Source organism: Oryzomicrobium sp., assembly GCF_021287045.1.
GTDB lineage: Bacteria > Pseudomonadota > Gammaproteobacteria > Burkholderiales > Rhodocyclaceae > Oryzomicrobium.
In genome coordinates, this window is the sequence record NZ_JAJTBG010000005.1 from 1 (window position 1) to 23,021 (window position 23,021).

At 70.2% G+C, this 23,021-nt stretch carries 20 protein-coding genes; 13 read left to right on the forward strand and 7 right to left on the reverse strand.

From position 1 onward, the window contains the following. Nucleotides 1-237: 237 nt before the first annotated feature. From aroQ to LWW89_RS06525, 3 genes are read right to left on the reverse strand one after another with little or no spacing between them, the layout of a single operon-like run. Nucleotides 238-846, reverse strand: a complete 609-nt coding sequence (gene aroQ / locus LWW89_RS06515) for a gamma subclass chorismate mutase AroQ (RefSeq protein ID WP_293262978.1) — start codon at nucleotides 844-846, stop codon at nucleotides 238-240. Then, entirely contained in the window at nucleotides 843-1,649 is an 807-nt protein-coding gene (locus LWW89_RS06520; protein WP_293262980.1) for a transporter substrate-binding domain-containing protein, read from the reverse strand. Before LWW89_RS06520 ends, aroQ begins: the two co-directional genes overlap by 4 nt. Next, nucleotides 1,646-2,740: an AI-2E family transporter gene (locus LWW89_RS06525; RefSeq protein WP_293262982.1), complete on the reverse strand. Its 1,095-nt coding sequence runs from the start codon at nucleotides 2,738-2,740 to the stop codon at nucleotides 1,646-1,648. Before LWW89_RS06525 ends, LWW89_RS06520 begins: the two co-directional genes overlap by 4 nt. A 274-nt stretch (nucleotides 2,741-3,014) precedes the next feature. Between LWW89_RS06525 and LWW89_RS06530 the strand changes: the two genes are divergently transcribed. The 12 genes from LWW89_RS06530 to mgtE all read left to right on the forward strand — a co-directional run bounded on the left by LWW89_RS06530 (nucleotide 3,015) and on the right by mgtE (nucleotide 17,573). Continuing rightward, nucleotides 3,015-5,294 (forward strand): EAL domain-containing protein, encoded by a 2,280-nt coding sequence (locus LWW89_RS06530; protein WP_293262984.1) that lies wholly within the window; start codon nucleotides 3,015-3,017, stop codon nucleotides 5,292-5,294. A gap of 89 nt (nucleotides 5,295-5,383) precedes the next feature. After that, nucleotides 5,384-7,264 carry an ATP-binding protein gene (locus LWW89_RS06535; RefSeq protein ID WP_293262986.1) on the forward strand — a complete coding sequence of 627 codons (1,881 nt, stop codon included), beginning with the start codon at nucleotides 5,384-5,386 and terminating at the stop codon, nucleotides 7,262-7,264. A 38-nt stretch (nucleotides 7,265-7,302) separates the two neighbouring features. Then, a complete protein-coding gene (locus LWW89_RS06540; protein WP_293262988.1) occupies nucleotides 7,303-7,581 on the forward strand; it encodes a YkgJ family cysteine cluster protein in 279 nt (92 codons plus the stop codon). A gap of 70 nt (nucleotides 7,582-7,651) precedes the next feature. Continuing rightward, nucleotides 7,652-8,764, forward strand: a complete 1,113-nt coding sequence (locus tag LWW89_RS06545; RefSeq protein WP_293262990.1) for an NADH:flavin oxidoreductase/NADH oxidase — start codon at nucleotides 7,652-7,654, stop codon at nucleotides 8,762-8,764. Nucleotides 8,765-8,865: 101 nt separating this feature from the next. Then, nucleotides 8,866-9,687 carry an undecaprenyl-diphosphate phosphatase gene (locus tag LWW89_RS06550; RefSeq protein ID WP_293262992.1) on the forward strand — a complete coding sequence of 274 codons (822 nt, stop codon included), beginning with the start codon at nucleotides 8,866-8,868 and terminating at the stop codon, nucleotides 9,685-9,687. A gap of 86 nt (nucleotides 9,688-9,773) precedes the next feature. Then, nucleotides 9,774-10,721, forward strand: a complete 948-nt coding sequence (locus tag LWW89_RS06555; protein ID WP_293262994.1) for a hypothetical protein — start codon at nucleotides 9,774-9,776, stop codon at nucleotides 10,719-10,721. A 59-nt stretch (nucleotides 10,722-10,780) separates the two neighbouring features. After that, on the forward strand, nucleotides 10,781-11,401 hold the full coding sequence (locus LWW89_RS06560; protein ID WP_365781113.1) for a YqiA/YcfP family alpha/beta fold hydrolase: 621 nt from the start codon (nucleotides 10,781-10,783) through the stop codon (nucleotides 11,399-11,401). A gap of 7 nt (nucleotides 11,402-11,408) precedes the next feature. Then, a complete protein-coding gene (locus tag LWW89_RS06565) occupies nucleotides 11,409-13,418 on the forward strand; it encodes an RNB domain-containing ribonuclease (protein ID WP_293262996.1) in 2,010 nt (669 codons plus the stop codon). A 1-nt stretch (nucleotide 13,419) separates the two neighbouring features. Then, entirely contained in the window at nucleotides 13,420-14,310 is an 891-nt protein-coding gene (locus LWW89_RS06570) for an energy transducer TonB (protein WP_293262998.1), read from the forward strand. Nucleotides 14,311-14,329: 19 nt separating this feature from the next. Beyond that, complete coding sequence (aroE, locus tag LWW89_RS06575) at nucleotides 14,330-15,178, forward strand: shikimate dehydrogenase (RefSeq protein WP_293263000.1); 849 nt, start codon at nucleotides 14,330-14,332, stop codon at nucleotides 15,176-15,178. A 13-nt stretch (nucleotides 15,179-15,191) separates the two neighbouring features. Next, on the forward strand, nucleotides 15,192-15,887 hold the full coding sequence (gene mtgA, locus LWW89_RS06580; RefSeq protein ID WP_293263002.1) for a monofunctional biosynthetic peptidoglycan transglycosylase: 696 nt from the start codon (nucleotides 15,192-15,194) through the stop codon (nucleotides 15,885-15,887). Between the two features lie 225 nt (nucleotides 15,888-16,112). Next, on the forward strand, nucleotides 16,113-17,573 hold the full coding sequence (mgtE, locus tag LWW89_RS06585) for a magnesium transporter (RefSeq protein ID WP_293263004.1): 1,461 nt from the start codon (nucleotides 16,113-16,115) through the stop codon (nucleotides 17,571-17,573). Between the two features lie 112 nt (nucleotides 17,574-17,685). Here the strand turns inward: mgtE and LWW89_RS06590 are convergent, their stop codons facing one another. From LWW89_RS06590 to LWW89_RS06600, 3 genes are all read right to left on the reverse strand, one after another. Next, on the reverse strand, nucleotides 17,686-18,552 hold the full coding sequence (locus tag LWW89_RS06590; RefSeq protein ID WP_293263006.1) for an HDOD domain-containing protein: 867 nt from the start codon (nucleotides 18,550-18,552) through the stop codon (nucleotides 17,686-17,688). Nucleotides 18,553-18,741: 189 nt separating this feature from the next. Next, nucleotides 18,742-19,692 carry a nitronate monooxygenase gene (locus LWW89_RS06595; RefSeq protein ID WP_293263008.1) on the reverse strand — a complete coding sequence of 317 codons (951 nt, stop codon included), beginning with the start codon at nucleotides 19,690-19,692 and terminating at the stop codon, nucleotides 18,742-18,744. A 94-nt stretch (nucleotides 19,693-19,786) separates the two neighbouring features. Then, on the reverse strand, nucleotides 19,787-20,317 hold the full coding sequence (locus LWW89_RS06600) for a C40 family peptidase (RefSeq protein WP_293263010.1): 531 nt from the start codon (nucleotides 20,315-20,317) through the stop codon (nucleotides 19,787-19,789). Between the two features lie 66 nt (nucleotides 20,318-20,383). Between LWW89_RS06600 and LWW89_RS06605 the strand changes: the two genes are divergently transcribed. After that, nucleotides 20,384-21,868, forward strand: coding sequence for an NAD-dependent succinate-semialdehyde dehydrogenase (locus tag LWW89_RS06605; RefSeq protein ID WP_293263012.1), 1,485 nt, complete (start codon nucleotides 20,384-20,386; stop codon nucleotides 21,866-21,868). A 104-nt stretch (nucleotides 21,869-21,972) separates the two neighbouring features. Here the strand turns inward: LWW89_RS06605 and LWW89_RS06610 are convergent, their stop codons facing one another. Next, entirely contained in the window at nucleotides 21,973-22,866 is an 894-nt protein-coding gene (locus LWW89_RS06610; RefSeq protein WP_293263014.1) for a dienelactone hydrolase family protein, read from the reverse strand. Between the last annotated feature and the right edge of the window lie 155 nt (nucleotides 22,867-23,021).

Below are 23,021 nucleotides of genomic sequence, written 5' to 3' on the forward strand. Positions count from 1 at the left end.
AAGCCCTGGAGAAGGGGATGGAGACCAAGGCGGTGGAATTCGTGAAGAGCGGCGCGGAAATCTACCGCAAGGTCTGATCGTCCTCGGAATCGCTGACGAAAAAGCGGGGCGTGCCGGAAAGGCACGCCCCGCTTCGTTTTCCAATCACCCTGCCCGCAGAACCAGGCCAGGCGCGGCGTTCCACGATGGCACGGCGGAAGTCCGCGCCAGTCCTTGCGTTTCAGGCAGTCAGGTTTTTCAGCACTTGTTGGCGGTAAGCCCCGCCCGCTTGCACAAGGGGGCGAAAGCCGCCTCCACCGCCGGGTCCTCGCGCCCCGGGGGCAGGCCCGCCAGACGCCGGGCCGAGCGCAGTTCGGCGCGGCCGGTGGAGCCTTGCAGTTCGAGCCAGGCCCGGGGCAGGGTGTCGAGCATGGCGGTACCGATGCGGTCGAGCTGGGGGCGGATTTCCTCGGCCAGGTCCGGCGCCGACTCGGGAGGCAGGACCGTGCCTTTCTTCCAGGCGGCGAAATGGGCTCGCTGGCGCACCTTGGCGGCACTGATCTGGGCTTCGAAAAAGGCCCGCGCGTCGGCCCGCCGGGCCTTGCCCATGCCCCGCGCCGCCGCCCGCCGGTCCAGGGATTCGAGCAGGGCCGCCTCCCGGGGCGGGTCCTCGATGGCGCCGTGGTGCAGCCACTTGTAGGCGGCTACGTCGTCCATCAGGGCCAGCCGCTCGGCCATCAGCCCGGCCAGCCGGTCCAGGGATTCGCCGGCCTGGGCGGGCGGGGCGCACAGGGCCAGGCAGGCGAGCCAGGGGGCCGCCCCGCGGACGGCGCGCCGCCAGGAAAACAACGGAATGGTCGTGGTCATCGGGGTATCCATCGGGCCTGGATGCGCTCGAACTCGCCGGAGGCCTGGGCCAGGTGCAGCCACTGGTCCACCCAGGCCTTGAGGGCGAAGTCCCGGGGCAGCAGGAAGGCTTTTTCCGAGTAGTCGAAGGGAGCGTCGGGATGGACGGCGCACAAGGCCGGACGCAGCTTCTGTTGCAGGCGCGCCTCGACCGCGTCGGTGATCATCAGGTCGGCGCGCCCGGCGACGATCTCGTCGAAGATGGTGGTGTTGTCCGGATGGACGCTGATCTGGGCGGCCTTCAGGTAAGCCCGGGCAAACCGTTCGTTGGTGCCGCCCGGGTTGACCACCGCCCGGACACCCGGCCGGTCGATTTGGGCCAGGGTCTGGAAGCGCTGCACGTTCTCGCAGCGGGTGATCGGCGTCTTGCCGTCATGCAGGTAGGGGGCGGAGAACAGGGCCCGCTTCTGCCGCTCCAGGCTCACCGAGACGCCGCCCACCGCCAGGTCGAACTTGCCGGCGGCCAAGTCGGCCATCAAGGCGGGCCAGGAGGTCTTCACCCACTGCACCTTGACGCCGAGGGCCGCCCCCAGGGCTTCGGCCAAGTCCACGTCCATGCCGACCAGGGTCCCCCGCTCCACCTGCCAACGAGCGAACGGGGCGTAGTCGCCGGGGGTGCCGACGCGCAGCACGCCGCGCTCGAGCACCGCATCGAGGCGGCTCGCCTCCTCCGCCCCGGCACTGCCCGACACGACAGCGGCCCCGACACCGAAGGCCAGCGCGCCCACCAGCGCCAGGCGGCGCAGGGCCGCCCGCGGCGTCATTCGCCTGCCTCCGGCGACACTTCCGATACCCCCGACGTTCCCGCCGTCATAGCCTCGGCGGTCCATTCCTGGAGCAGCCGGTAGCCCACCGCCAGCAGGGTCGGGCCGAGGAAGACGCCGATGAAGCCGAAGGCCACCACGCCGCCCATCACCCCCATCAGCACCAGCACGAAGGGCAGACTGGCGCCCCGGCTGATCAGGAAAGGCTTGAGGAAGTTGTCCACGCTGCTCACCACCAGGGTGCCCCACAGGGCAAGGAAGATGGCCCAGCCGGTTTCGCCCTGGGTGTACAGCCACAAGGCCGCCGGGCCCCACACCAGGGGCGGGCCGACGGGCACCACCGAGAGGAAGAAGATGGCCAGGCCGAGCAGCACCGGCGCCGGCACCCCGGCGATCCAGAAACCGATGCCACCCAAGACGCCCTGGGCCAGGGCGGTGCCGAGGATGCCGTAGACCACCCCGGTGACCGTGTCGCCGGCCACCCGGGTCAGGCGTACGCCCTTTTCCCCGGCCATGCGCTCGAATACGGCATTGAGGCGCACCGCCAGGTGTTCGCCGTGCACGAACATGAAGAAGGCGATGAAGATCGACAGGGACAGTTCCAGCAGGCCCGTGCCGAGCAGGCTGCCGGCCTTGAGCAGGGCGCCGCCCAGGGGGGCCTGGATTTCCTTGAGCTGCATGGCCAGCCAGGCTTCGTCGTGGATCGCCAGCAGCCAGTAGGCCTCGGCCCGCTCGCCCACCAGGGGCAGGTCCCGCACCCAGGTTGGCGGCAGGGGCAGCCCCTTGGCGCGCAGGTTGAGCACCAGGTCGCGCAGTTCGCCGGCGTTGTCCGACAGGGTGACGCTGACCACCGCGAAGGGCGCCAGCAGCACGCCGATGGTAAGCAGGGTGAAGACCAGGGTGGCCAGGGTGCGCCGCCCCCCCAGGCCCCGTTCGATCCAGCTGAGCAGGGGCCAGCCCGAATAGACGAGGATGGCGGCCCAGACCATGGCGGTGAGGAAGGGGCGCAGCACGGCGAAGCAGCCGACGATGAGCAACGCCAGGGCAACGAAGGCGAGCCAGCGGTCGGCGATCTTGGCAAACATGGTCATGACGGAATTCCGGAAGGTCCGGCGACAGGGGCCGGGCACCGGCGATTATAGGGTCTAGCCCCGGCAGCCGGAGGCCCGCGTCGCGTCCGGAACTTCGCCCGCCGCCCCTATTCCAATGGTTTGCCGCAACGTCAGGCGCATGTGCTTGTGGAATGACCATTTTCCTGCCATGTTTATGACGTTCGGGCGATCCGCCCCAGCGGCTGCTGGCGGCCCGGGCACCGGACCCGGGCAAGGGCCGGCGCTGTGGCGGACAACGATCACGGGAGCCAAGATGGTCACCTCCAGCACGACAGCCGCCTCCGACGACGAAGGCGGCGACGAACTCCTTGCGTTCGCCGACGAAGGCGCACCGGCCAGCGCCATTCCCGGCGAAACCCGCTGGAAGGTCCTGGCCATCGACGACGACCCCGATTTCCAGCGTTCCATGGCCTTCAGCCTGCGCCACTTCGCCTCCCGGGAAGGCGGGATCGAACTGCTGCAGGCCTACAACACCGCCGAGGCCGCCGCCATCCTGGCCCGGGAGCGGGACATCGCCGTGCTCCTGCTCGACGTGGTGATGGAATCCGACGACGCCGGCCTGCGTCTGGTCCGTTCCGTGCGCGAGACCATGGGCAACGCCGAGGTGCGCATCGTCCTGGTCACCGGCGCCCCCGGGGTGGCGCCGATGAAGGACGTGATGGCCGGCTACGACATCAACGACTACTGGACCAAGTCCGAACTGTCGGTGGACCGGCTCTACACCCTGCTGGTGGCCAACATCCGTGCCTACCAGCACCTCACCAGCGTCTCCCGGGCCCGGCGCGGGCTGCAAATGATCGTCGAATCGAGCAACACCCTGGTGGCCTCCCGCACCCTGGGCGAATTCTCCAGCCGCATCCTGCGCGAGATCGCCCAGCTGATCGGCGTGCCCCCCGAGGGCATGATCTGCGTCGAACAGCGCGGCGAGTACGACCCGATGCCCCAGGTGCAGATCATCAGCGCCGCCGGGCGCTTTTCCCCGGCCATCGACCACCACCTGGAAGAACTGGGCGAGCCCGCCATCGAAGCGGCCATCCGCCGCTGCCTGAGCGAACGCGGCCACATCGCCCTGTCCGACTGCCGGGTGCTGTTCTTCCCCAGCTCCCTGGCCTCGGCCAATTACGCCGCCTATCTGAGCACGCCGCGCCCCCTGGACGACACCGAGGAAGAATTGCTGCGGGTGTTCACCGTCAACATTCGCAGCGGCCTGCACAACGTGGCCCTGGTCAGCCGGCTCGACGAAATGGCCTTCCAGGACCCCCTGCTCGGCATCGCCAACCGCAACGCTCTGGAACGGTCCTTGGAAGACCTCTACAACGTACGCTGCAAGAGCGGCTCCTGCCCCGGTAGCTGTTACACGCCGGGCTACGTGCTGTTCCTGCTCGACATCGACGAGTTCTCCACGGTCAACCTGACCCTGGGCTTCGAGCAGGGCAACCGGCAACTGCGCGAGGTGTCCCGCCGGCTGCGCGCCGGCCTCAGCCCCACCCTGCTGATCTCCCGGCTCCACGACGACATCTTCGCCATCCTCGGTCCGGCGTCCGAAGTGACGGAGGAGCGCATCAACCACCTGCTCGGCCTGCACGGCGGCGACGGCCCGCCCCAGTTCGTCAGCATCGGCTCGGCCCGGCTCGACCTCACCCAGTTCCGCGGCACCCCGGCGGACGCCATCGTGGTCGCCTCCCTGCTGCTCAAGACCGCCAAGCGGCGCGGCTTTTCCCAGCACGAGGACTACGTCCCCGGCCTGGAAACCGCCACCGCCGAGCGCTACCGCCTGGCCATGGCCCTGCGCGATGCCCTCGGCCGCGACGAAATCCGCATCGCCCTGCAACCCCAGGTGGAAATGGCCACCGGCCGCCTGACCGGGGCCGAAGCCCTGGCGCGCTGGACCCTGCCCGACGGCGAAACGGTGTCGCCGGGCCTCTTCATTCCCCTGGCCGAGGCCACCGGGCTGATCGTCACCCTGGGCGAGCGGGTGATGCGCCTGGCCGCCCGGGCGGCAGTACAGATGGCAGCGCACGGGCTGGCCGGAGTGCGGGTGGCGGTCAACGTTTCCACCATCCAGTTTGCCCGTGAAAGCCTGCTCCAGGATTTCCTGCGCATCCTCGGCGAAGAGGGTGCCAGCCCGCGGCAGATCGAGATCGAGATCACCGAATCCCTGGCCATGCAGGACACCCAGTCCATCCAGCTGCGCCTGGAAGCTTTCCGCGCCCAGGGCTTCGAGATCGCCATCGACGACTTCGGCACCGGCTTCTCGTCCCTCTCCTACCTGCGCCGCCTGCCCATCGACCGGCTCAAGATCGACCAGGCCTTCGTCGCCGAGATCGGCACGGTGCCCGACGACTGCGCCATCGCCGACATGGTCATCCAGGTGGCCCGGCGCATGGGCATGGGCGTGGTGGCCGAAGGGGTGGAAACCCCCGACCAGGTCGACTGGCTGCGCCACCGGAACTGCCTGGACGCCCAGGGCTACCACTACGGCTGCCCCATGCCCCTGGAGGACCTGCTGCGGTGGCAGACGGCCCGGACCTGAACGGCAGCGCGCCATCCCCGGCCGTCGGCCGCACCCGCCGGCGGAGACCGTTGCGGCGCCTGTGGCGCACCGGCCTCCGCCTCTGGCGGGTGCGCCGTGCCTTCCTGCTCAACCTCCTGCCCTGGGCGGCGGCCACGGTGCTGATCTGCGCCCTCACCTACGACCGCCTCTCCGCCGTCCGCCTCGAACCCTTGCGCCTGGCCCAGAACGACCTGGCGGTGCAGGGCATGACCGTGCTCAGCCGCTGGAGCGGCTTCCTCAAGCGCGACCTGATGTTCCTCGCCCGGGACCCGGCCCTGGCCCGGGCCCTGTCCAACGGCGACCTGGGCGAAGTGGCCGCCCGCTGGCAGAGCTTCGCCGACACCTCGGGCATCTACGACAAGATCCGCTGGATCGACGAAACCGGGCAGGAACGCCTGCGCGTCAATTTCGAGGACGGCCGCGCCGTCCAGGTGCGTACCGACAAGCTGCAGGACAAGCGCCACCGCCCCTTCTTCTTCGAGACCATGACCCTGCACCCCGGCCAGGTCTACTACTCGCGCCTCGACCTAAACAGCGAGAACGACCAGATCGAGCTGCCCTACAAGCCCACCCTGCGGATCGCCACTCCCCTCTACGACAGCAAGGGCAACGCCCGGGGCATCCTCACACTCAACTTCCTCGCCAAGGTACTGCTCGAACGCCTCGGCCAGATGCCCAGTTCCTTCGGCCTGGAACTGCACCTGGTCGACCACGAGGGCTACTGGCTGCTCTCCCCGGACCCGCAGCAGGCCTGGGGCTTCATGCTCGGCCACCCGGAACACGCCCTGCCGCGCAGCCAGCCCGCGTTGTGGCAGACCATGCAGCTGCGGACCTCGGGCCAGTTCGCCGATGCCGGCGGACTGTGGCTGTTCGACACCTATTCGCCGGTGGACGGAGACCCGGCCGCCCTGCTCGAAACCGGCGGCATCACGCCCCCCACCTGGCGGCTGGTGGTGCACGCCCCCCAGGACATCATCGACGAGCTGCGCCAGGGCATCCTGCTGCGCTGCGTGCTGATTGCCATACTGCTGCTCGGCATGATCAGCCTGTTCACCGCCCGGGTCGTCCTCGCCACCCACGAGCGCAACCAGGCCCTGGCCCGGCTGCGCCGGCGCAGCGACGAGCTGAACACCGCCAACGCTTCCCTGAGCGATGCCCTGGAACGGCAGCAGGCCATGCAGACCGAGCTGGTGCGGGCCGAAAAGCTCTCGTCCCTGGGGCTGCTGGTGGCCGGGGTGGCCCACGAGCTGAACACCCCCATCGGCGCCGCCGTGGTCGCCAATTCCACCCTGGAAAAGGCCCGGGAAGCCCTGGACCAGGAACTGGCCGCCGGCCTGCGCCGCTCCACCCTTGCCGAGTTCCTGGCCCAGGTCGCCGAGGGCAGCCGCATGATCGGCCACAACCTGGGGCGGGCCGCCGGCCTGATCCGCCTGTTCAAGCAGCTGGCGGTGGACCGGGCCTCGGTGGAACGGCGCAGTTTCACCCTGGCCGACGCGGTGGACGACACCCTGCACATCCTGCGCACCCGCTTCAAGACCAGCCCCCACAGCCTGGTCACCGACATCCCCGCCGACCTGATCCTGGAAAGCTACCCCGGCCCCCTCGGCCAGACCCTGGAAAACCTGGTGGGCAACGCCCTCACCCATGCTTTCCCCAACCAGGGCAGCGGCGAGGTGCGCATCGCCGCCCGGCGCCTGCCGGACAGCGGCCAGATCGAAGTGACGATCCGCGACAACGGTACCGGCATCGCCCCGGACCAGCTCGAACGGATCTTCGACCCCTTCGTCACCACCCGGCGCAGCCAAGGCGGCACCGGCCTGGGCCTGCATCTGGCCCACCACCTGACCACCGAACTGCTCGGCGGCAGCCTCACCGTGACCAGCGTGCCGGGCCAGGGCACCTGCTTCACCCTCACCCTGCCCCTGCGCGCCCCGGGCAACGGCGCCTGACCCGCCGCCCGCGCGGGCGTTGCGGCGGGCCGGGTATCATGGCCGCCATGAACTGCCGTCCCGCCTGTCGTCCTCACTGCGCCGCCTGCTGCATCGCCCCCTCCATCGCCGGACCGATCCCCGGCATGCCCGGGGGCAAGCCCGCCGGAGTGCCCTGCGTCCAGCTCACCGCCGATCTGGGCTGCGCCCTGTTCGGCCGCCCCGAGCGGCCAGCCTGCTGCGGCGGACTGCAACCGTCGACGGAAATGTGTGGCGACAGCCGGGAAGCGGCCCTGGCCTGGCTGACCGAGCTGGAAGCCCTGACCCGGCCCGACTGACCTCCCTATCACCCTCACCCGCCACGCCGCCACCGCGCGCGGCGCCGGCTTCGCCACGTCGAGGATTCCCATGAGCGCTCCCCGCCTGTTCACTCCCCTCGCCCTGGGCCGCCTGACCCTGGCCAACCGCATCGTCATCGCCCCCATGTGCCAGTACTCGGCCGAGGACGGCAACGTTGGCGACTGGCACCTGATGCACCTGGGCAACCTGGCCCTGAGCGGCGCCGGGTTGCTCATCGTCGAGGCCACCGGGGTGACGCCGGAAGGGCGCATCTCGCCCTTCTGCGCCGGCCTGTGGAGCGACGCCAACGAGGCCGCGTTCGCCCGGGTGCTGGCCGCCCTGCGCCGCCACTCCCCGATCGCCCTGGGCATCCAGCTGTCTCACGCCGGGCGCAAAGGCAGCAGTTCGGCGCCCTGGACCGGCATCCGCCAGCTTTCCCGGGCCGAGGGCGGCTGGCTGCCCCTGGCGCCCTCGGCCCTGGCCGGCCGGCCCGGCGAAGCACCGCCGGCGGCCCTGGACGCCGCCGGGCTGACGCGCATTCGCGACGCCTTCGTGGCCGCCGCCCGGCGCGCCGACCGGCTCGGCTTCGACCTGATGGAGCTGCACGCCGCCCACGGCTACCTGCTGCACCAATTCCTCTCGCCCCTCTCGAACCAGCGCGACGACGCCTACGGCGGCTCCCTGGCCAACCGCATGCGCTTTCCCCTGGAGGTGTTCGACGCGGTGCGCGCCGCCTGGCCGGCGGGCAAGCCCCTGGGGGCGCGCATCTCCGCCACCGATTGGGTGGAAGGCGGCTGGAGCGTGGACGAGAGCGTCGAATTCACCCGGGCGTTGCAGGCCCGGGGCGCCGACTTCATCCACGTTTCCAGCGGCGGCCTGGATTCCCGGCAGCAGATTCCCGCCGAGCCCGGCTACCAACTGCCCTTCGCCGCCCGCATCAAGGCCGCCACCGGGCTGCCGACCATCGCCGTGGGCCTGATCACCGACCCGCACCAGGCGGAGCGGGTGGTGGCCGAGGGCAGCGCCGACCTGGTGGCCCTGGCCCGGGGCATTCTCTACGACCCGCGCTGGCCCTGGCACGCCGCCCAGGCCCTGGGCGCCCGGGTGAGCGCCCCGCCCCAGTACTGGCGCTGCGCCCCGGCGGAAGCGCCGCACCTGTTCGACACCGGACGGCCCGGCTGATAGCCCGGTCCCGCGCCGGGTCAGCTCCGGGGCCGGGAGCCGGGGCGGGCCTGCCGGTATAATCGTCGCCTTTCATTTACGGCCTTCGCCCCCGGCCCCCCATGGACCTCCTGCTCCTGCTCAAAGCCCTCATCCTCGGCCTGGTCGAGGGTTTCACCGAATTCCTGCCCATTTCCTCCACCGGCCACCTGATCCTGGCCGGCGACCTGCTCAACTTCAACGACGACCGGGGCAAGCTGTTCGAGATCGTCATCCAGTCCGGCGCCATCCTGGCGGTGTGCTGGGAATACCGGGCGCGCATCGTCCACGTGCTCGGCAACCTGGGCCAGACCTGGGCCCAGCGCTTCGTGCTCAACCTGGCGGTGGCCTTCCTGCCCCTGGCCCTGATCGGCCTGGCCGTGGGCAAGGCGATCAAGGCCCACCTGTTCAACCCGGTGGCGGTGGCCACGGCCTTCATCGTCGGCGGCCTGATCATCCTGTGGGCGGAAAAGCGCCGCCACACGGTGCGTGTCCAGGAAGTGGAAGACCTGACCGTGGTCGACGCCGTAAAGCTCGGCTTCGCCCAGGCCCTGGCCCTCATCCCGGGCACCTCCCGTTCCGGCGCCACCATCATCGGCGGCCTGTTCATCGGCCTGTCGCGCAAGGCGGCCACCGAGTTCTCCTTCTTCCTCGCCATTCCCACCCTGACCATGGCCACCCTGTACGAGCTGTACAAGGAACGGGCCCTGCTCTCCGCCGACGACCTGGGCATGTGGGTGGTGGGCTTCGTCGCCGCCTTCGTCTCGGCCTTCCTGTGCGTGCGCTGGCTGCTGCGCTACATCGCCAGCCACGATTTCACCGTATTCGCCTGGTACCGCATCGTCTTCGGCATCGTCGTGCTGGCCACCTGGCAGATGGGAGCGGTGAGCTGGTCGGCGGGCTGACCGGCACCGCGGCGCCGGACGGGGCCCCGCCTCAGCCGGCACTGCCCGCCGCCCTCGCGCCCTGGGCCGCCCCCGGCCCCTGGGCAGTGACGGTGGAGGACGGCGAGGTTCCCGGGCTCACCCCGGACGCCCCCCTGGCAATCCGCGCCTACCGGCCCCGGCCCGACGTCCGCCTCCCCCTGCGCGGCGTCATCGCCTACTCCCACGGCCTGGGCGGGGATCGCCGCTCCGGCGCCGCCTGGCTGTCCCACTGGTCCAGCCACGGTTTTCTCGGCGTGGCCCTGACCCACCGCCACGAACGGCCGATCGACGGCTCGCCCCTGCAACTGCGCCGCGCCCTGCGCGAGGCCCTGGCCGCAAAGGCACTACGCACGCGGGTTGCCGAGATGCATGCCCTGATCGCCGCGCTGGTGGCCGATCTCCAGACCACCCCTCTGGAAACGCCCGTCCCTATTGGAGTTGCCGGCCACTCCTTCGGCGGCGTCACCGTCCAGGCCCTGGCCGGCGAGCGGCGCATCCACGACGACCTGGCCCCGGCCGAGGCGGCTCATCCGGGTGCCGCCGCATCGGGCACACCCGCCAGCGCCGCCAACGCCACCAACGTTTTCCACGCCCCGGTGGCGAACCTGGGGGCCGCCCTGGCCTTCTCCCCCTCGGCCCGGGCCAACCCGCTGCCCCTGGCCGAGCGTTTTGCCGGAGTGGCCGCGCCCTTCATGTCCCTGACCGGCACCCAGGATGCGGGCCTGTTACGCGGCGACATCGACGCCGCCAACCGTTGCCTGCCGTTCGAGCACATGCCGGCGGGCGGCAAGTACCTGTTCGTCGCCGCCGACGGGCGCCACCCGGACTTCGCCGGCGAGGCGGTCGAGGCGGGCACGGCAAGGAGCGCCCCGCCGTTCCAGCCCTGGCTGCTCGCCCTGTCCACCGCTTTCTGGGCCGCCCATTTGGGCAACGACCCCGCCGCCCGGAATGCCCTGGCGGCCCTGGCCGGCGATCCCTCCGCCCTGGCGCCGCACCGCTTCGCCGCCAAATAATCCGGGCCGGTCCGGACGCCCCGGCCCGCCCCAGACCACCCCATTCCCCGAGATTCGCCATGCCTCCCATGCTCCTGTATCTGCACGGTTTCCGCTCCTCACCCCAGTCCTGGAAGGCTCGCCTGCTCGGCGAGGCGATGGCCGCCCGGGGCCTGGCCGATGCGTTCGTCTGCCCGACGCTGCCCGACCGGCCGGCAGAGGCCATCGCCCTGGCCGAAGCGCTGATCCAGCAGGCCCAGGCGGCCGGCCGCCCGGTGGTGCTGGCCGGCAGTTCCCTGGGGGGCTACTACGCCACCTGGCTGGCGGAAAAGCACGGCCTCAAGGCCATCCTGATCAACCCGGCGGTGGCCGCCCCCACCTCCCTGGCCGACTACCTGGGGCCCCAGACCAACCTGTACACCGGCGAGGTATTCGTGTTCACCGCCGCCCACATCGCCGAGCTGGAAGCCTTGCAGGCACCCCGCATCACCCCGTCCCGCTACCTGCTGCTGGTGGAAACCGGCGACGAGGTGCTCGACTACCGGGAGGCGGTGGCCCGCTACGCCGGAGCCGAGCAGCGGGTATTCGACGGCGGCGACCACAGCTTCACCCGCTTTCCCGAAATGATTCCCCAACTCCTTGAGTTCGCGGGGATTGCCGCGTCACACGAGGGCGGGAACGGCCCGGCGGCAAAGGTATAATCCGCGGATGTTTATCCTGTTTGAAGAAGACGGCGCCTTCAAGGCCGGTTCCGTGCTTGCCGACAACGACGCCACCCTGCAGGTGGAGTCGGCCTCGGGCAAGCGTTCCAAGATCAAGGCCGCCAACGTGCTGCTGCGCTTCAAGGAGCCGTCGCCCACGGCCCTGCTCGGCCTGGCCGAGAGCGAGGCCGCCGGCATCGACCCGGAATTCCTGTGGGAATGCGCCGGCGAGGGCGAATTCGCTTTCGCCGAGTTCGCCCAGGACTACGTGGGCCACGCCCCCGGCGCGGTGGAAGCCACCGCCGTGCTGCTGGCCCTGCAAGCCGCCCCCATCTACTTCCACCGCAAGGGCCGCGGCCGCTTCCGCAAGGCGCCGCCGGACATCCTCAAGGCCGCCCTGGCTGGCGCCGAAAAGAAGCGCCTGCAAGCCGAGGCCATCGAACGCATGGCCGGCGAGATCGCCACCGGCACCCTGCCCGACGAGTTCCGCAACCAGGTGGACGCCCTGCTGTTCAAGCCGGACCGTAACCGTCCCGAGGTGAAGGCCCTGGAGGCCGCCATGGAGCGCAGCGGCAAGTCGGCCCAGGCCCTGCTGTTCGCCGCCGGTGCCTTCCGCTCGGCCTACGAGCTGCACTACAAGCGCTTCCTGTTCGACCAGTTCCCCCAGGGCACCGGTTTCCCCGAGATCGAGATTCCCCACGCCCCGGACGACCTGCCCCGGGCCGAGGTCCAGGCCTTCTCCATCGACGACGCCGCCACCACCGAGATCGACGACGCCCTGTCGGTGACGCCCCTGCCCGGCATCGGCTGGCGCATCGGCATCCACATCGCCGCGCCGGGCCTGGGGTTCGGCCTGGGTTCGCCCCTCGACGGGGTGGCGCGCAAGCGCCTGTCCACGGTGTACATGCCGGGTAACAAGATCACCATGCTGCCCAGCGAAGTGGTGGACCGTTTCACCCTCTACGGCGGCCGCGACTGCCCGGCCCTGTCGCTCTACCTGACCGTCTCCGACACCTGGGAGATCCTCTCCCACGAGTCCCGCTGCGAGGTGGTGCCGATCGCCACCAACCTGCGCCACCAGGATGTGGAGCCCCTGTTCAACGCCGAAACCCTGGCTGGCGGTCTGGCCGAGTTCCCCTTCCGCGACGAGCTGCTCACCCTCTACCACTTCGCCTGCGCCTGCGAGGGCCGGCGCGGCAAGCCCTCGGCCACCCAGGGCGTCAACGACTACAACTTCGACATCGAGGGCGACCTGGAGAACGATCCGGACGGCTGCCGGGTGCATATCAGCGAGCGCCCCCGGGGCAGCCCTCTGGACAAGCTGGTGGCCGAGCTGATGATCGTCGCCAACTCCACCTGGGGCCGGCTGCTCGCCGACCAGAAGATTCCCGCCTTGTACCGGGCCCAGGTCGGCGGCAAGGTGCGCATGACCACCTCGCCCCTGCCCCACGAGGGCCTGGGGGTGGACTGCTACGCCTGGAGCACCTCGCCCCTGCGCCGCTACGTGGACCTGGTCAACCAGTGGCAGCTGGTGGCCGCCGTGAGCGGCAAGACCCCGACCTTCTCGGGCAAGTCTGACGTGCTCTTCGCCGCCATGCGCGACTTCGAGCTGACCTACGCCGCCTACGCCGACTTCCAGCGCGGCATGGAGCGCTACTGGGTGATCCGCTGGCTGGCCCAGGAGGGTATCGCCCAGCTGGACGCCACGGTGCGCAAGGAAAACCTGGTGAAGGTGGACCGCCTGCCCGGCCTGCACCGGGTACCGTCCCTGCCCGAGCTGGCCCCGGGCTCCCGGGTGACCCTGGCGGTGGACAAGACCGACCTGCTCGACCTGACCCTGGACTTCCGCTTCGTCGCCGCCCTGGGCGCCACCGCCGAGGTCCTGCCGGCCGACCTGGATGGGGACGATGGGGACGCCGGGGAAGAAGTGGAAGCGGCGCCCGCCGCCACCGCCGTACCGGGGGAAGCGGCAGCGCCCGACGCCCTCCAACCCGCCCAAGCCGACGGAGCCGCCTGAGATGAACAGCACCGCCCTGCCCTTCGCCCCCATGCCGCCGGCCGCCAGTTCCCGGCCGCTGATGGTCGGCATCGGCGCGTCGGTGCTGCTCCACGCCGTGCTGCTGTCGCTGCACTTCCAGTTCCCCGACGCCTCCCGGGCCCTGCGCGACAAGGCCCTGGACATCGTGCTGGTCAATGCCAAGTCAAAGCGACCGCCCAGCAACGCCCAGGCCCTGGCCCAGAACAACCTGGACGGCGGCGGCAACACCGAACAGGAGCGCCGCGCCAAGACGCCCCTGCCCCCGGCGCCGGAACACCGGGACGGCAACGAGCTGGAGCGCAAGCAGCGCCGCGTCCAGGAGCTGGAAGCGTCCCAACGGGCGCTATTGAGCCAGGCCCGCAAGTCCCCGGCCAGTACCGCCCGTGAGGCCCGGGAAACCGCGCCGAACGCGCCGCCCCCGTCCCCCGTGTCGGGCAAGGACCTGGCCAGCAGCGCCCTGGCCATGGCCCGCACCCTGGGCGAGATCGACCGCCAGGTGGACGACTACAACAAGATGCCGCGCAAGCAGTTCGTCGGCGCCCGCACCGCCGAATACCGTTTCGCCAGCTACGTGGAAGCCTGGCGGCAGAAGGTGGAGAAAGTCGGCACCCTCAACTACCCGGACGCCGCCAAGGGCCGCACCTACGGCACCCTGGTGATGACCGTGGTGATCAAGCCCGACGGCACCGTCCACGACGTGGAGCTGAACCGCCCCTCGGGCTTCAAGGTGCTGGACGAGGCCGCCCGGCGCATCGTCCAGCTCGCCGGTCCCTACGCGCCCTTCCCCCCGGAAATACGCCGCGACACCGACCTGCTCTACATCACCCGCACCTGGTCCTTCACCCAGGGCGACCAGCTCCAGTCCAAATAACCACGTTCCCACGTCCGCCATGACCGACCGCTACTGCGTCTTCGGCAACCCCATCGGCCACTCCAAGTCCCCCGCCATCCACGCCGCCTTCGCCGCCGCCACCGGCCAGGACCTGACCTACGAGGCCCGTCTGGCACCCATCGACGCAGCCGACGGCTTTGCCGCGGCGGTGCAAGCCTTCGTCGCCGAGGGCGGCCGGGGCGCCAACGTCACCGTGCCGTTCAAGGAAGACGCCTACCGGCTGGCCGGCGCCCCGGGTAACCGGCTCACCCCCCGGGCGCAACTGGCCGGGGCGGTGAACACCCTGGCCTTCGGCATGGACGGCGTGCCCGTGCTCGGCGACAACACCGACGGAGTGGGCCTGGTGCGCGATTTGACCGATTTCCTCGGCGTGTCCCTGGCCGGCAAGCGCATCCTGCTGCTCGGCGCCGGCGGCGCCGCCCGGGGCGCCCTGGGGCCCCTGCTCGATGCCGGCCCGGCCGAACTGGCCATCGCCAACCGCACCGTGGCCAAGGCCCAGACCCTGGTGGAACTGGTGGCCGCCAGCCATCCCCGGGCCCAGGTCAGCGCCTGCGCCTTCGCCGACCTGGCCGGGCGCCGCTTCGACGTGGTCATCAACGCCACCAGCGCCAGCCTGCAAGGCGAGCCGGTGCCCCTGCCCGCCGGGCTGTACGCCCCCGGCGGCGTCGCCTACGACATGATGTACGGCGCCGACACGCCTTTCCTCGCCCAGGCCCGCCAGCTCGGCGCGGCGATCTGCGCCGACGGGCTGGGGATGCTGGTGGAGCAGGCCGCCGAGGCCTTCGCCCTGTGGCGCGGGGTGCGCCCCGACACCGCCGCCGTGCGCCGCCTGCTGCGCCCGGCCTGATCCCAAGTCCCCCATGCTGTTCCTGCTGCGCTGGCTGAGACGGGGCGTCGTCGCCCTGGTGGCCGTGGCGCTCCTCTACCAGCTGTGGCTGTTCGGTTGGGTGCTGTGGTGGAACTGGGTCAATCCGGACATGACCCGCTTCATGGAAATCCGCCTCGCCGAGCTGCGCGCGAAGGACCCCAAGGCCCAACTGAAGAAGCAGTGGGTCGATTACGCCCGCATCTCGCCCAACCTCAAGCGCGCCATCATCGCCGCCGAGGACGCCCGCTTCGTCGATCACGAAGGCTTCGACTGGGAAGGCATCCAGAAGGCCTTGGAGAAGAACCAGCGGCGCGGCAAGGTGGTGGCCGGCGGTTCCACCATCTCCCAGCAGTTGGCCAAGAACCTGTTCCTCAGCCCGGACAAGACCCCCTGGCGCAAGGCCGAGGAGGCGCTGATCACCCTGATGATCGAGGCCGTCTGGGACAAGCGGCGCATCTTCGAGGTCTACCTCAACGTCATCGAGTGGGGCAACGGCGTGTTCGGCGCCGAGGCCGCCGCCCGCCACTACTACGGACTCTCCGCCGCCCAGTTGGGCAGCGAACAGGCCGCCCGCCTGGCGGGGATGGTGCCCAACCCCCGCTTCTACGACCGCAACCGGGGCGCCCCCGGGCTGGGGCGCAAGACGGCCATCATCCAGGCGCGCATGCCGGCGGCGGAAATCCCCTGACCCGGGGGCGCGGATAGCCCCACCGGCCGGAACTCCGCGCCCTGCCTTGTTTTCCGCTCCCCTGGTCCGCCGTGCCGCGACCGGCGCGGCCCCCGCGGCGACCTCGCCCCAGCCCCAGCAACGGCGCGCCTCTTCGCCCTGGCCGGTGTCAAAATTCTGTCGCCGCCCCGGTGCTAGAATCCTGGGCACCCCGCCGCCCCTTTCTTCCCTCCGCCCAGGCCCGCCATGCCGCCCTTCAACAACGACCACGAGCCGACGCCCCTGGGAGACGCCGACGCGCTGCAGACGCGCCTGTCCGAGGTGCAGACCCTGCTCGCCCGGCACCGCCTGGTGGAAGACCTGGTGCACCGCCAGGAAATGCCCCGCCACGATCTGGTCGAATCCATGGTGCACAAGCGCCACTTGGCCGAACTGCGCGGCAAGCTCGACAAGATGCACCCGGCGGACGTCGCCACCATCCTCGAAGCCCTGCCCCTGGACGACCGCCTGGTGGTGTGGAACCTGGTCAAGGCAGAGCGGGACGGCGAAATCCTGCTCGAAGTCTCGGACGCGGTACGGGAAACCCTGATCGCCTCCATGGCCCCGGCCGAGCTGGAGGCCGCCGCCCAGTCCCTGGATGCGGACGAACTGGCCGACCTGGCACCGGACCTGCCCCGGGAGGTGGTGCAGAACCTGTTCCAGACCCTGCCCCGGGAAGAGCAGGAACAACTGCGCGCCGCCCTCTCGTACCCGGAAGGCACGGTGGGGGCGCTGATGGACTTCGACATGGTGACGGTGCGCGAGGACGTCACCCTGGAAGTGGTGTTCCGCTACCTGCGCCGCTTCGACGAACTGCCCGACCACACCGACCAGCTGTTCGTGGTGGACCGCAACGACCTGCTCAAGGGGGTGCTGTCCCTCTCCCGCCTGCTCGTCACCGAACCCGAGACCGAGGTCACGGCGGTGATGCGCAGCGACGCCCTGCGCTTCACCCCCAACGACCCGGCCGACGACGCGGCCGAGGCCTTCGACCGCTACGATCTGGTGTCGGCCCCGGTGGTGGACGCCGAGGGCAAGCTGGTGGGGCGGCTCGCCGTGGCTGCCGTACTCGACTACTTCCGCGAGGAAAGCGAGAGTGAACAGCTGGCGCAGGCCGGCCTGCGCGAGGAGGAGGACATCTTCGCCCCGGTGTGGAACTCGGTGAAGAACCGCTGGGCTTGGCTGGCCATCAACCTGGTGACGGCCTTCGTCGCCTCCCGGGTGATCGGCCTGTTCGAGGGCTCCATCGAGAAGCTGGTGGCTCTGGCCACCCTGATGCCCATCGTCGCCGGCATCGGCGGCAACTCGGGCAACCAGACCATCACCATGATCGTGCGCGCCCTGGCCCTGGGCCAGCTGTCCACCGACCGCGCCCGGCGCCTGTACCGCAAGGAGATGGGGGTATCCCTGATCAACGGCCTGGTGTGGGGCGGCCTGCTCGGCGTGCTGGCCTGGGTGCTCTACGGCTCCCCCGCCCTGGGCCTGGTGATGACCTCGGCCATGACCCTCAACCTGCTGCTGGCGGCCACCGTCGGCGTGGCCATCCCGGTCACCCTGGCGAGCCTGGGCCGCGATCCGGCGGTGGGCTCCAGCGTGATGATCACCGCCGTCACCGACTCCGGCGGCTTCTTCATCTTCCTCGGCCTGGCCACCCTGTTCCTGCTCTGACGGGTAGAGCCCCAGAAGTACAAGGGCGGCCTTAGGCCGCCCTTTTCATTTTTTGCCCCCCGCCCTTGCCCGGCACGGGGGCCGCCCAAAGCGGCCGGTTCCAGACTCCGGATCAGGCCACCTTCACGGCGCGGGTCTTCTCCAGGCGCACCAGGGTGTCGTCCACGATGTCGTCCAGATCTTGCTCGGACAGGCCGAAGAAGGCGCACACGGCCTGCTTGCCCTTGTCCCACTCGGCCTCGTCGTTGACCCGCAGGAACAGGTTCACGATGCGCTCGGCCAGCAGGTTGATGGCGATCAGGGTGCAGGCTTCGTCGGACAGCCCGGCCTCATGGTCGAGGGAGACGAAGTCGTGGTGCGACAGGATGGCCTGGCAGATCACGTCGGCCAGCCCCCACTGGCGGGCGAACAGGTAGCCCACCACGGCGTGGTTGGTGCCGTAGGCCCCATCCTCCACCTGGGTGTAGCGCAGCCCCTCGGCGGTATTGGCCTGCTTGAGGACGTCCTTGTAGTCCGGGTACTTCTGCATCAGCAGCGGGATGCCGCAATCGTGGAACAGGCCGAAGGAGTAGGCGTTTTCCCGGGACGAGCCGGGCAGTTGCGCCGCCAGCAGGGCGCAGACGCTGGCCGAATAGGCGGCGCTGTCCCAGAAGCGGGCCATGGTCGGGGCCCGGGGGCCGGCAGCCTGGCTGGTCCGCACCAGTTGGCTCACCACCAGGTTGAAGACGTTCTTCAGGCCGAGCAGGTTGAGGGCCTCGCCGACCGAGCCCACCTGGCGGCCGCCGAACAGGGGCGAGTTGGCAATCTTCAGCACCCCGGCGGCCAGGGCCACGTCCTGGCTGATCAGGCGGCCGATGCGTTGCAGGTTGAGGTCCTCCTGCTCCATTTCCCGGGACAGCTGGGTAAGGACGGCAGGGCAGGGAGGAATCTGGACGCCCTTCAGGAGCGTGTCGATCTGGCTTTCGTCGATGGCGTGCATGGGCGGCGGCTGGACGCAGGGTTGCTTGCGTGGATCGCGGCGGGGGCGGGCCCATGCCGGCGGCAAGGTGGAAGACCGCCACCCTAGCACCGAAGTGGTGCTAGGGAAAGAGCAAGGAAAAGGGCGACGAAAAAGGCGGGCTTGCGCCCGCCTTTTTCGTTCCGTTGCCGAGGTTTCCCGGCAGGCCGTTCAGACCGGGGAGCGCAGAGCCGGCGACAGCGGCAGGGCGCAGGCCAGCCGGTATTCCTCCGCCAGCCGGGCGGCCAACTCGGCCACCGTGGGCACGTCGTGGATGTTGGCGACGCCGTGGCCGGCGCTCCACACGTCGCGCCAGGCCTTGGCCTCGTCGGCGTAGTCGTGGTTGGCCGGCTTGCCGCCGGCGGCCAGGCTTTCCTGGGTGTAGCCGGCCTTCTCCAGGCTGGGCCAGAGAAAGTTGGCATTGGTGCCGGACACGACCGGGGTATAGACGATGTCGCGGGGCCCAGCGGTGGTCAGCATGTCCTTGTAGGCCGGCTGGGCCATGGACTCCTGGGTGGCGATGAAGCGGGTGCCCATGTAGGCGAAGTCGGCGCCGAGCACTTCGGCGGCGCGGATGCTGGCACCGTCGGAAATGGCGCCGCCCAGGATCAGGGTACCGTTCCAGAATTCGCGAATCTCGCGGATCAGGGCGAAGGGGCTCTGGGTGCCGGCATGGCCGCCGGCGCCGGCGCCCACGGCGATGATGCCGTCCACGCCGGCCTCGATGGCCTTCTTGGCGTGGTAGGCGTGGATCACGTCGGAGAACACCACGCCACCATAGGCGTGCACCGCCTCCACCACCCGCGCCGGGTTGCCCAGGCTGGTAATGACGAAAGGCACCTTGTGCTTGACCACCAGGGCCAGGTCGTCGGCCAGGCGGGTGTTGGACGGATGCAGGATGAGGTTGACGCCGTAAGGGGCGTGGGTCTCGTCCAGGGTCTCGTTGAGCTGGCCGAACCAGGCGTCCAGGGTGGCCAGGGGCCGGGCGTTGAGGCTCGGGAAAGAGGCGGCGATGCCGGCGCGGCAGGCGGCGGACACCAGGTCCGGGCCGGACACGAGGAACATCGGGGCGACGATGGCGGGCACCGTCATCCGTCCGCGGAAGGCGGCGGGGATGGTCATGAAGCTGTCTCCAGATGGCAGTTTGTGGACGGTGCGAGCACCGCTTCATCCCTCTGCCCGTTTTTTATGGCGACGGCCGCCCGCCCGGGCACGCTCAGTCGAACATGGTGCGGGCGGCTTCGAAACGCTCGGCGTAGTAGCGCGCGTCCAGGCGGTCCACCCGGATTTTGCCACGGGAGTTGGGCGCGTGGACGAAGCGGTTGTCGCCGATGTAGATGCCCACGTGGGAATAGGGCCGGTTGAGGGTGTTGAAGAACACCAGATCCCCCGGACGTAGGTCGGAACCGCCCACCGGACGGCCCCGCTGGGCCAGGTCGGCGGCGGAGCCCATCAGGCGCAGGCCGGCGGCCCGGTCGTAGATGTAGCTGACCATGCCGCTGCAATCGAGCCCCGCCTCCGGGTTCTTGCCGCCGAAACGATAACCGGTGTCGAGCAGGCCCAGGGCGTAGAACACCACCTCCTGGGCCAGGGGCGAAACCTCCCGGGAGGGGTGCGCTATAGTGGAGCGGGAAGCCTCCACCGGCCGGGGGCCGGGCGTGCCGCAGGCCGCCAGGCCCAGCGCCGCCAGCAGGGCGGACAGGCGCCAGACGGCCCGAAAAGCGCGACAGACGGGGTCGAGAGCCATGGTCGGGAGCAGTCATCTTAAAGTGATTTGTTAATAATCGCGCCTACCCAACGGAAAAATCAAGTCATGAGCGAAAATCTCACGCTGCAGGACAACCACCTGTTCAAGCAGCTCGCCTACGTGGACGGCCAGTGGATCGGGGCCGACAGCGCCGCCACATACCCGGTGGCCAACCCGGCCAACGGCACGGTCCTGGCCCGTATTCCCCGGTGCGGCGCGGCCGAAACCCGCCGCGCCATCGCCGCCGCCGAGGTGGCCTGGCCGGCCTGGCGCGCCCGCACCGCCAAGGAGCGGGGCCAGGTGCTGCGCCGCTGGTTCGAGCTGATGAACGCCCACGCCGAGGATCTGGCCCGGCTAATCACCGCCGAGGGCGGCAAGCCCCTGGCCGAGGCCCGGGGCGAGGTGGCCTACGCCGCCTCCTTCGTCGAATGGTTCGCCGAGGAAGGCAAGCGCGCCTACGGCGAGACCATCCCCAGCACCGCCCCGGACAAGCGCCTGGCGGTGATCAAGCAGCCGGTGGGGGTGTGCGCGGCGATCACGCCGTGGAATTTCCCGGCGGCCATGATCACCCGCAAAGTGGCCCCGGCCCTGGCCGCCGGCTGCCCGGTGGTGGTCAAGCCGGCGGAACAGACGCCCCTCACCGCCCTGGCCCTGGCCGAACTGGCCGGCCGGGCCGGCCTGCCCGCCGGGGTGTTCAACGTGGTCACCGGCGACGGCGCCGACGCTCCGGCCATCGGCGCCGAGCTGACCGCCAGCCCGGTGGTGCGCAAGCTGTCGTTCACCGGCTCCACCGCCGTGGGCCGCCTGCTCATGGCCCAGAGCGCCCCGACCCTGAAGAAGCTGTCCCTGGAACTGGGCGGCAACGCCCCCTTCATCGTCTTCGACGACGCCGACGTGGATGCGGCGGTGGAGGGCCTGATGGTGGCCAAGTACCGCAACGCCGGCCAGACCTGCGTCTGCGCCAACCGGGTGCTGGTCCAGGACGCCATCTACGAACGCTTCGCCGCCGCCCTGGCAGCCAAGGCCGGCGCCCTCAAAGTGGGCGACGGCGCCGAGGCGGGGGTGCAGCAGGGGCCCCTGATCGACGCCGCCGGCCTGGCCAAGGTCGAGGAGTTGGTGGCCGACGCCCGGGCCAAAGGCGCCCGGGTGGTTGCCGGCGGCAGTCGGGTCGCCGACGAATGGGCCCGGGACGGCCATTTCTTCCAACCCACGGTGCTGGCCGACGTGACCCCGGCGATGCGCCTGGCCCGGGAAGAAATCTTCGGCCCGGTGGCCCCCCTGTTCCGCTTCACTAGCGAGGACGAGGCGGTGCGCCTGGCCAACGATACCGAGTACGGCCTGGCCGCCTACTTCTACAGCCGCGACGTGGGCCGCTGCCACCGGGTGGCCGAAGCCCTGGAGTACGGCATGGTGGGCGTGAACACCGGCCTCATCTCCAACGAGGTGGCTCCCTTCGGCGGCGTCAAGCAGTCCGGCCTGGGCCGGGAGGGCGCCCACTACGGCCTGGAGGAGTACCTGGAAGTGAAGTACGTCTGCACCGGCATCGCCTGACGGGGCTGCGCCGACGCGGGCGGCGCGGATAAAAAACGGGGGCCGCGGCCCCCGTTTTGCATTGCCGGCCCGCCCCAAGGCAGCCCCTGGCTTGCCGTGCCGGATCAGCCCCGGCCGCTGCCGTGGCGGGCGAACCAGTCGAGCAGGCGCTTCCAGCCCTCCTCGGCTTCGGCCTGGCGGTAGCTGGGCCGGTAGTCGGCATGGAAGGCGTGGCCCGCCTCGGGGAAGACGATGATCTCCGAGCCGCTGCTCCCCTTCTTCAGCAGCCCCTTCATGTCTTCCACGTCGTCCAGGGGAATGCCCTGGTCCTTGCCGCCGTAGAGGCCCAGCACCGGTACGGTGAGGTTCGGCGCCAGATCCACCGGCTGCTTGGGGTTGAGGGCGCTGGGCGCCCCTTCCAGCTTGCCGTACCAGGCCACCGCCGCGCGCAGCTTGGGGTTGTGGGCGGCGTAAAGCCAGGTGACGCGACCGCCCCAGCAGAAGCCGGTCATGTACAGGCGCTTGGCGTCGCCGCCATGGGTGGTGGCGAACTTCACCGCTGCGTCCAGGTCGCCCAGCACCTGGGCGTCCGGCACCTTGGCGACGATGCTGTCGAGGATCAGCTGCACGTTGCTGATCTTGGTGGGGTCGCCCTGGCGCACGAACAGGTCCGGGGCGATGGCGAAGTAGCCCTGGCGGGCCAGGCGCCGGCACACGTCCTGGATGTAGTGGTGCACGCCGAAGATCTCGGAGGCCACCAGCACCACCGGGAAGGGCCCCTTGCCCTCGGGCCGGGCGTAGTAGGCCGGCACCGCCTGGCGGTCGGCGCCGACAAGGGGCTCGATGCCGGTGACCAGGCCGTCGGCCGGGGTGTCGATGGCGGTCTGGGCCATCACCGGCTGGGTGGCCAGGGCGAACCCGGCAACGATGCTGCCGACCAGGAAGTCGCGCCGGGTGAAGCCCACCCGGGGCAACAGGCTGTCGAACTCGGCGCCGGATTCATCTTCAAGCAGGGTCATGGTGCGTTTCTCCGTGGAGGAAAGAGGAAGTAAGGCCATCCATATGGCGGTGCAACACAAACGTCATGGGGTTCGGGGTTATGATCGACCAGGACAGCGTCGGCTGTCACTGCGTAATTCTGACCTTTTACCGCTCAATTCAGGGAAACCATCGC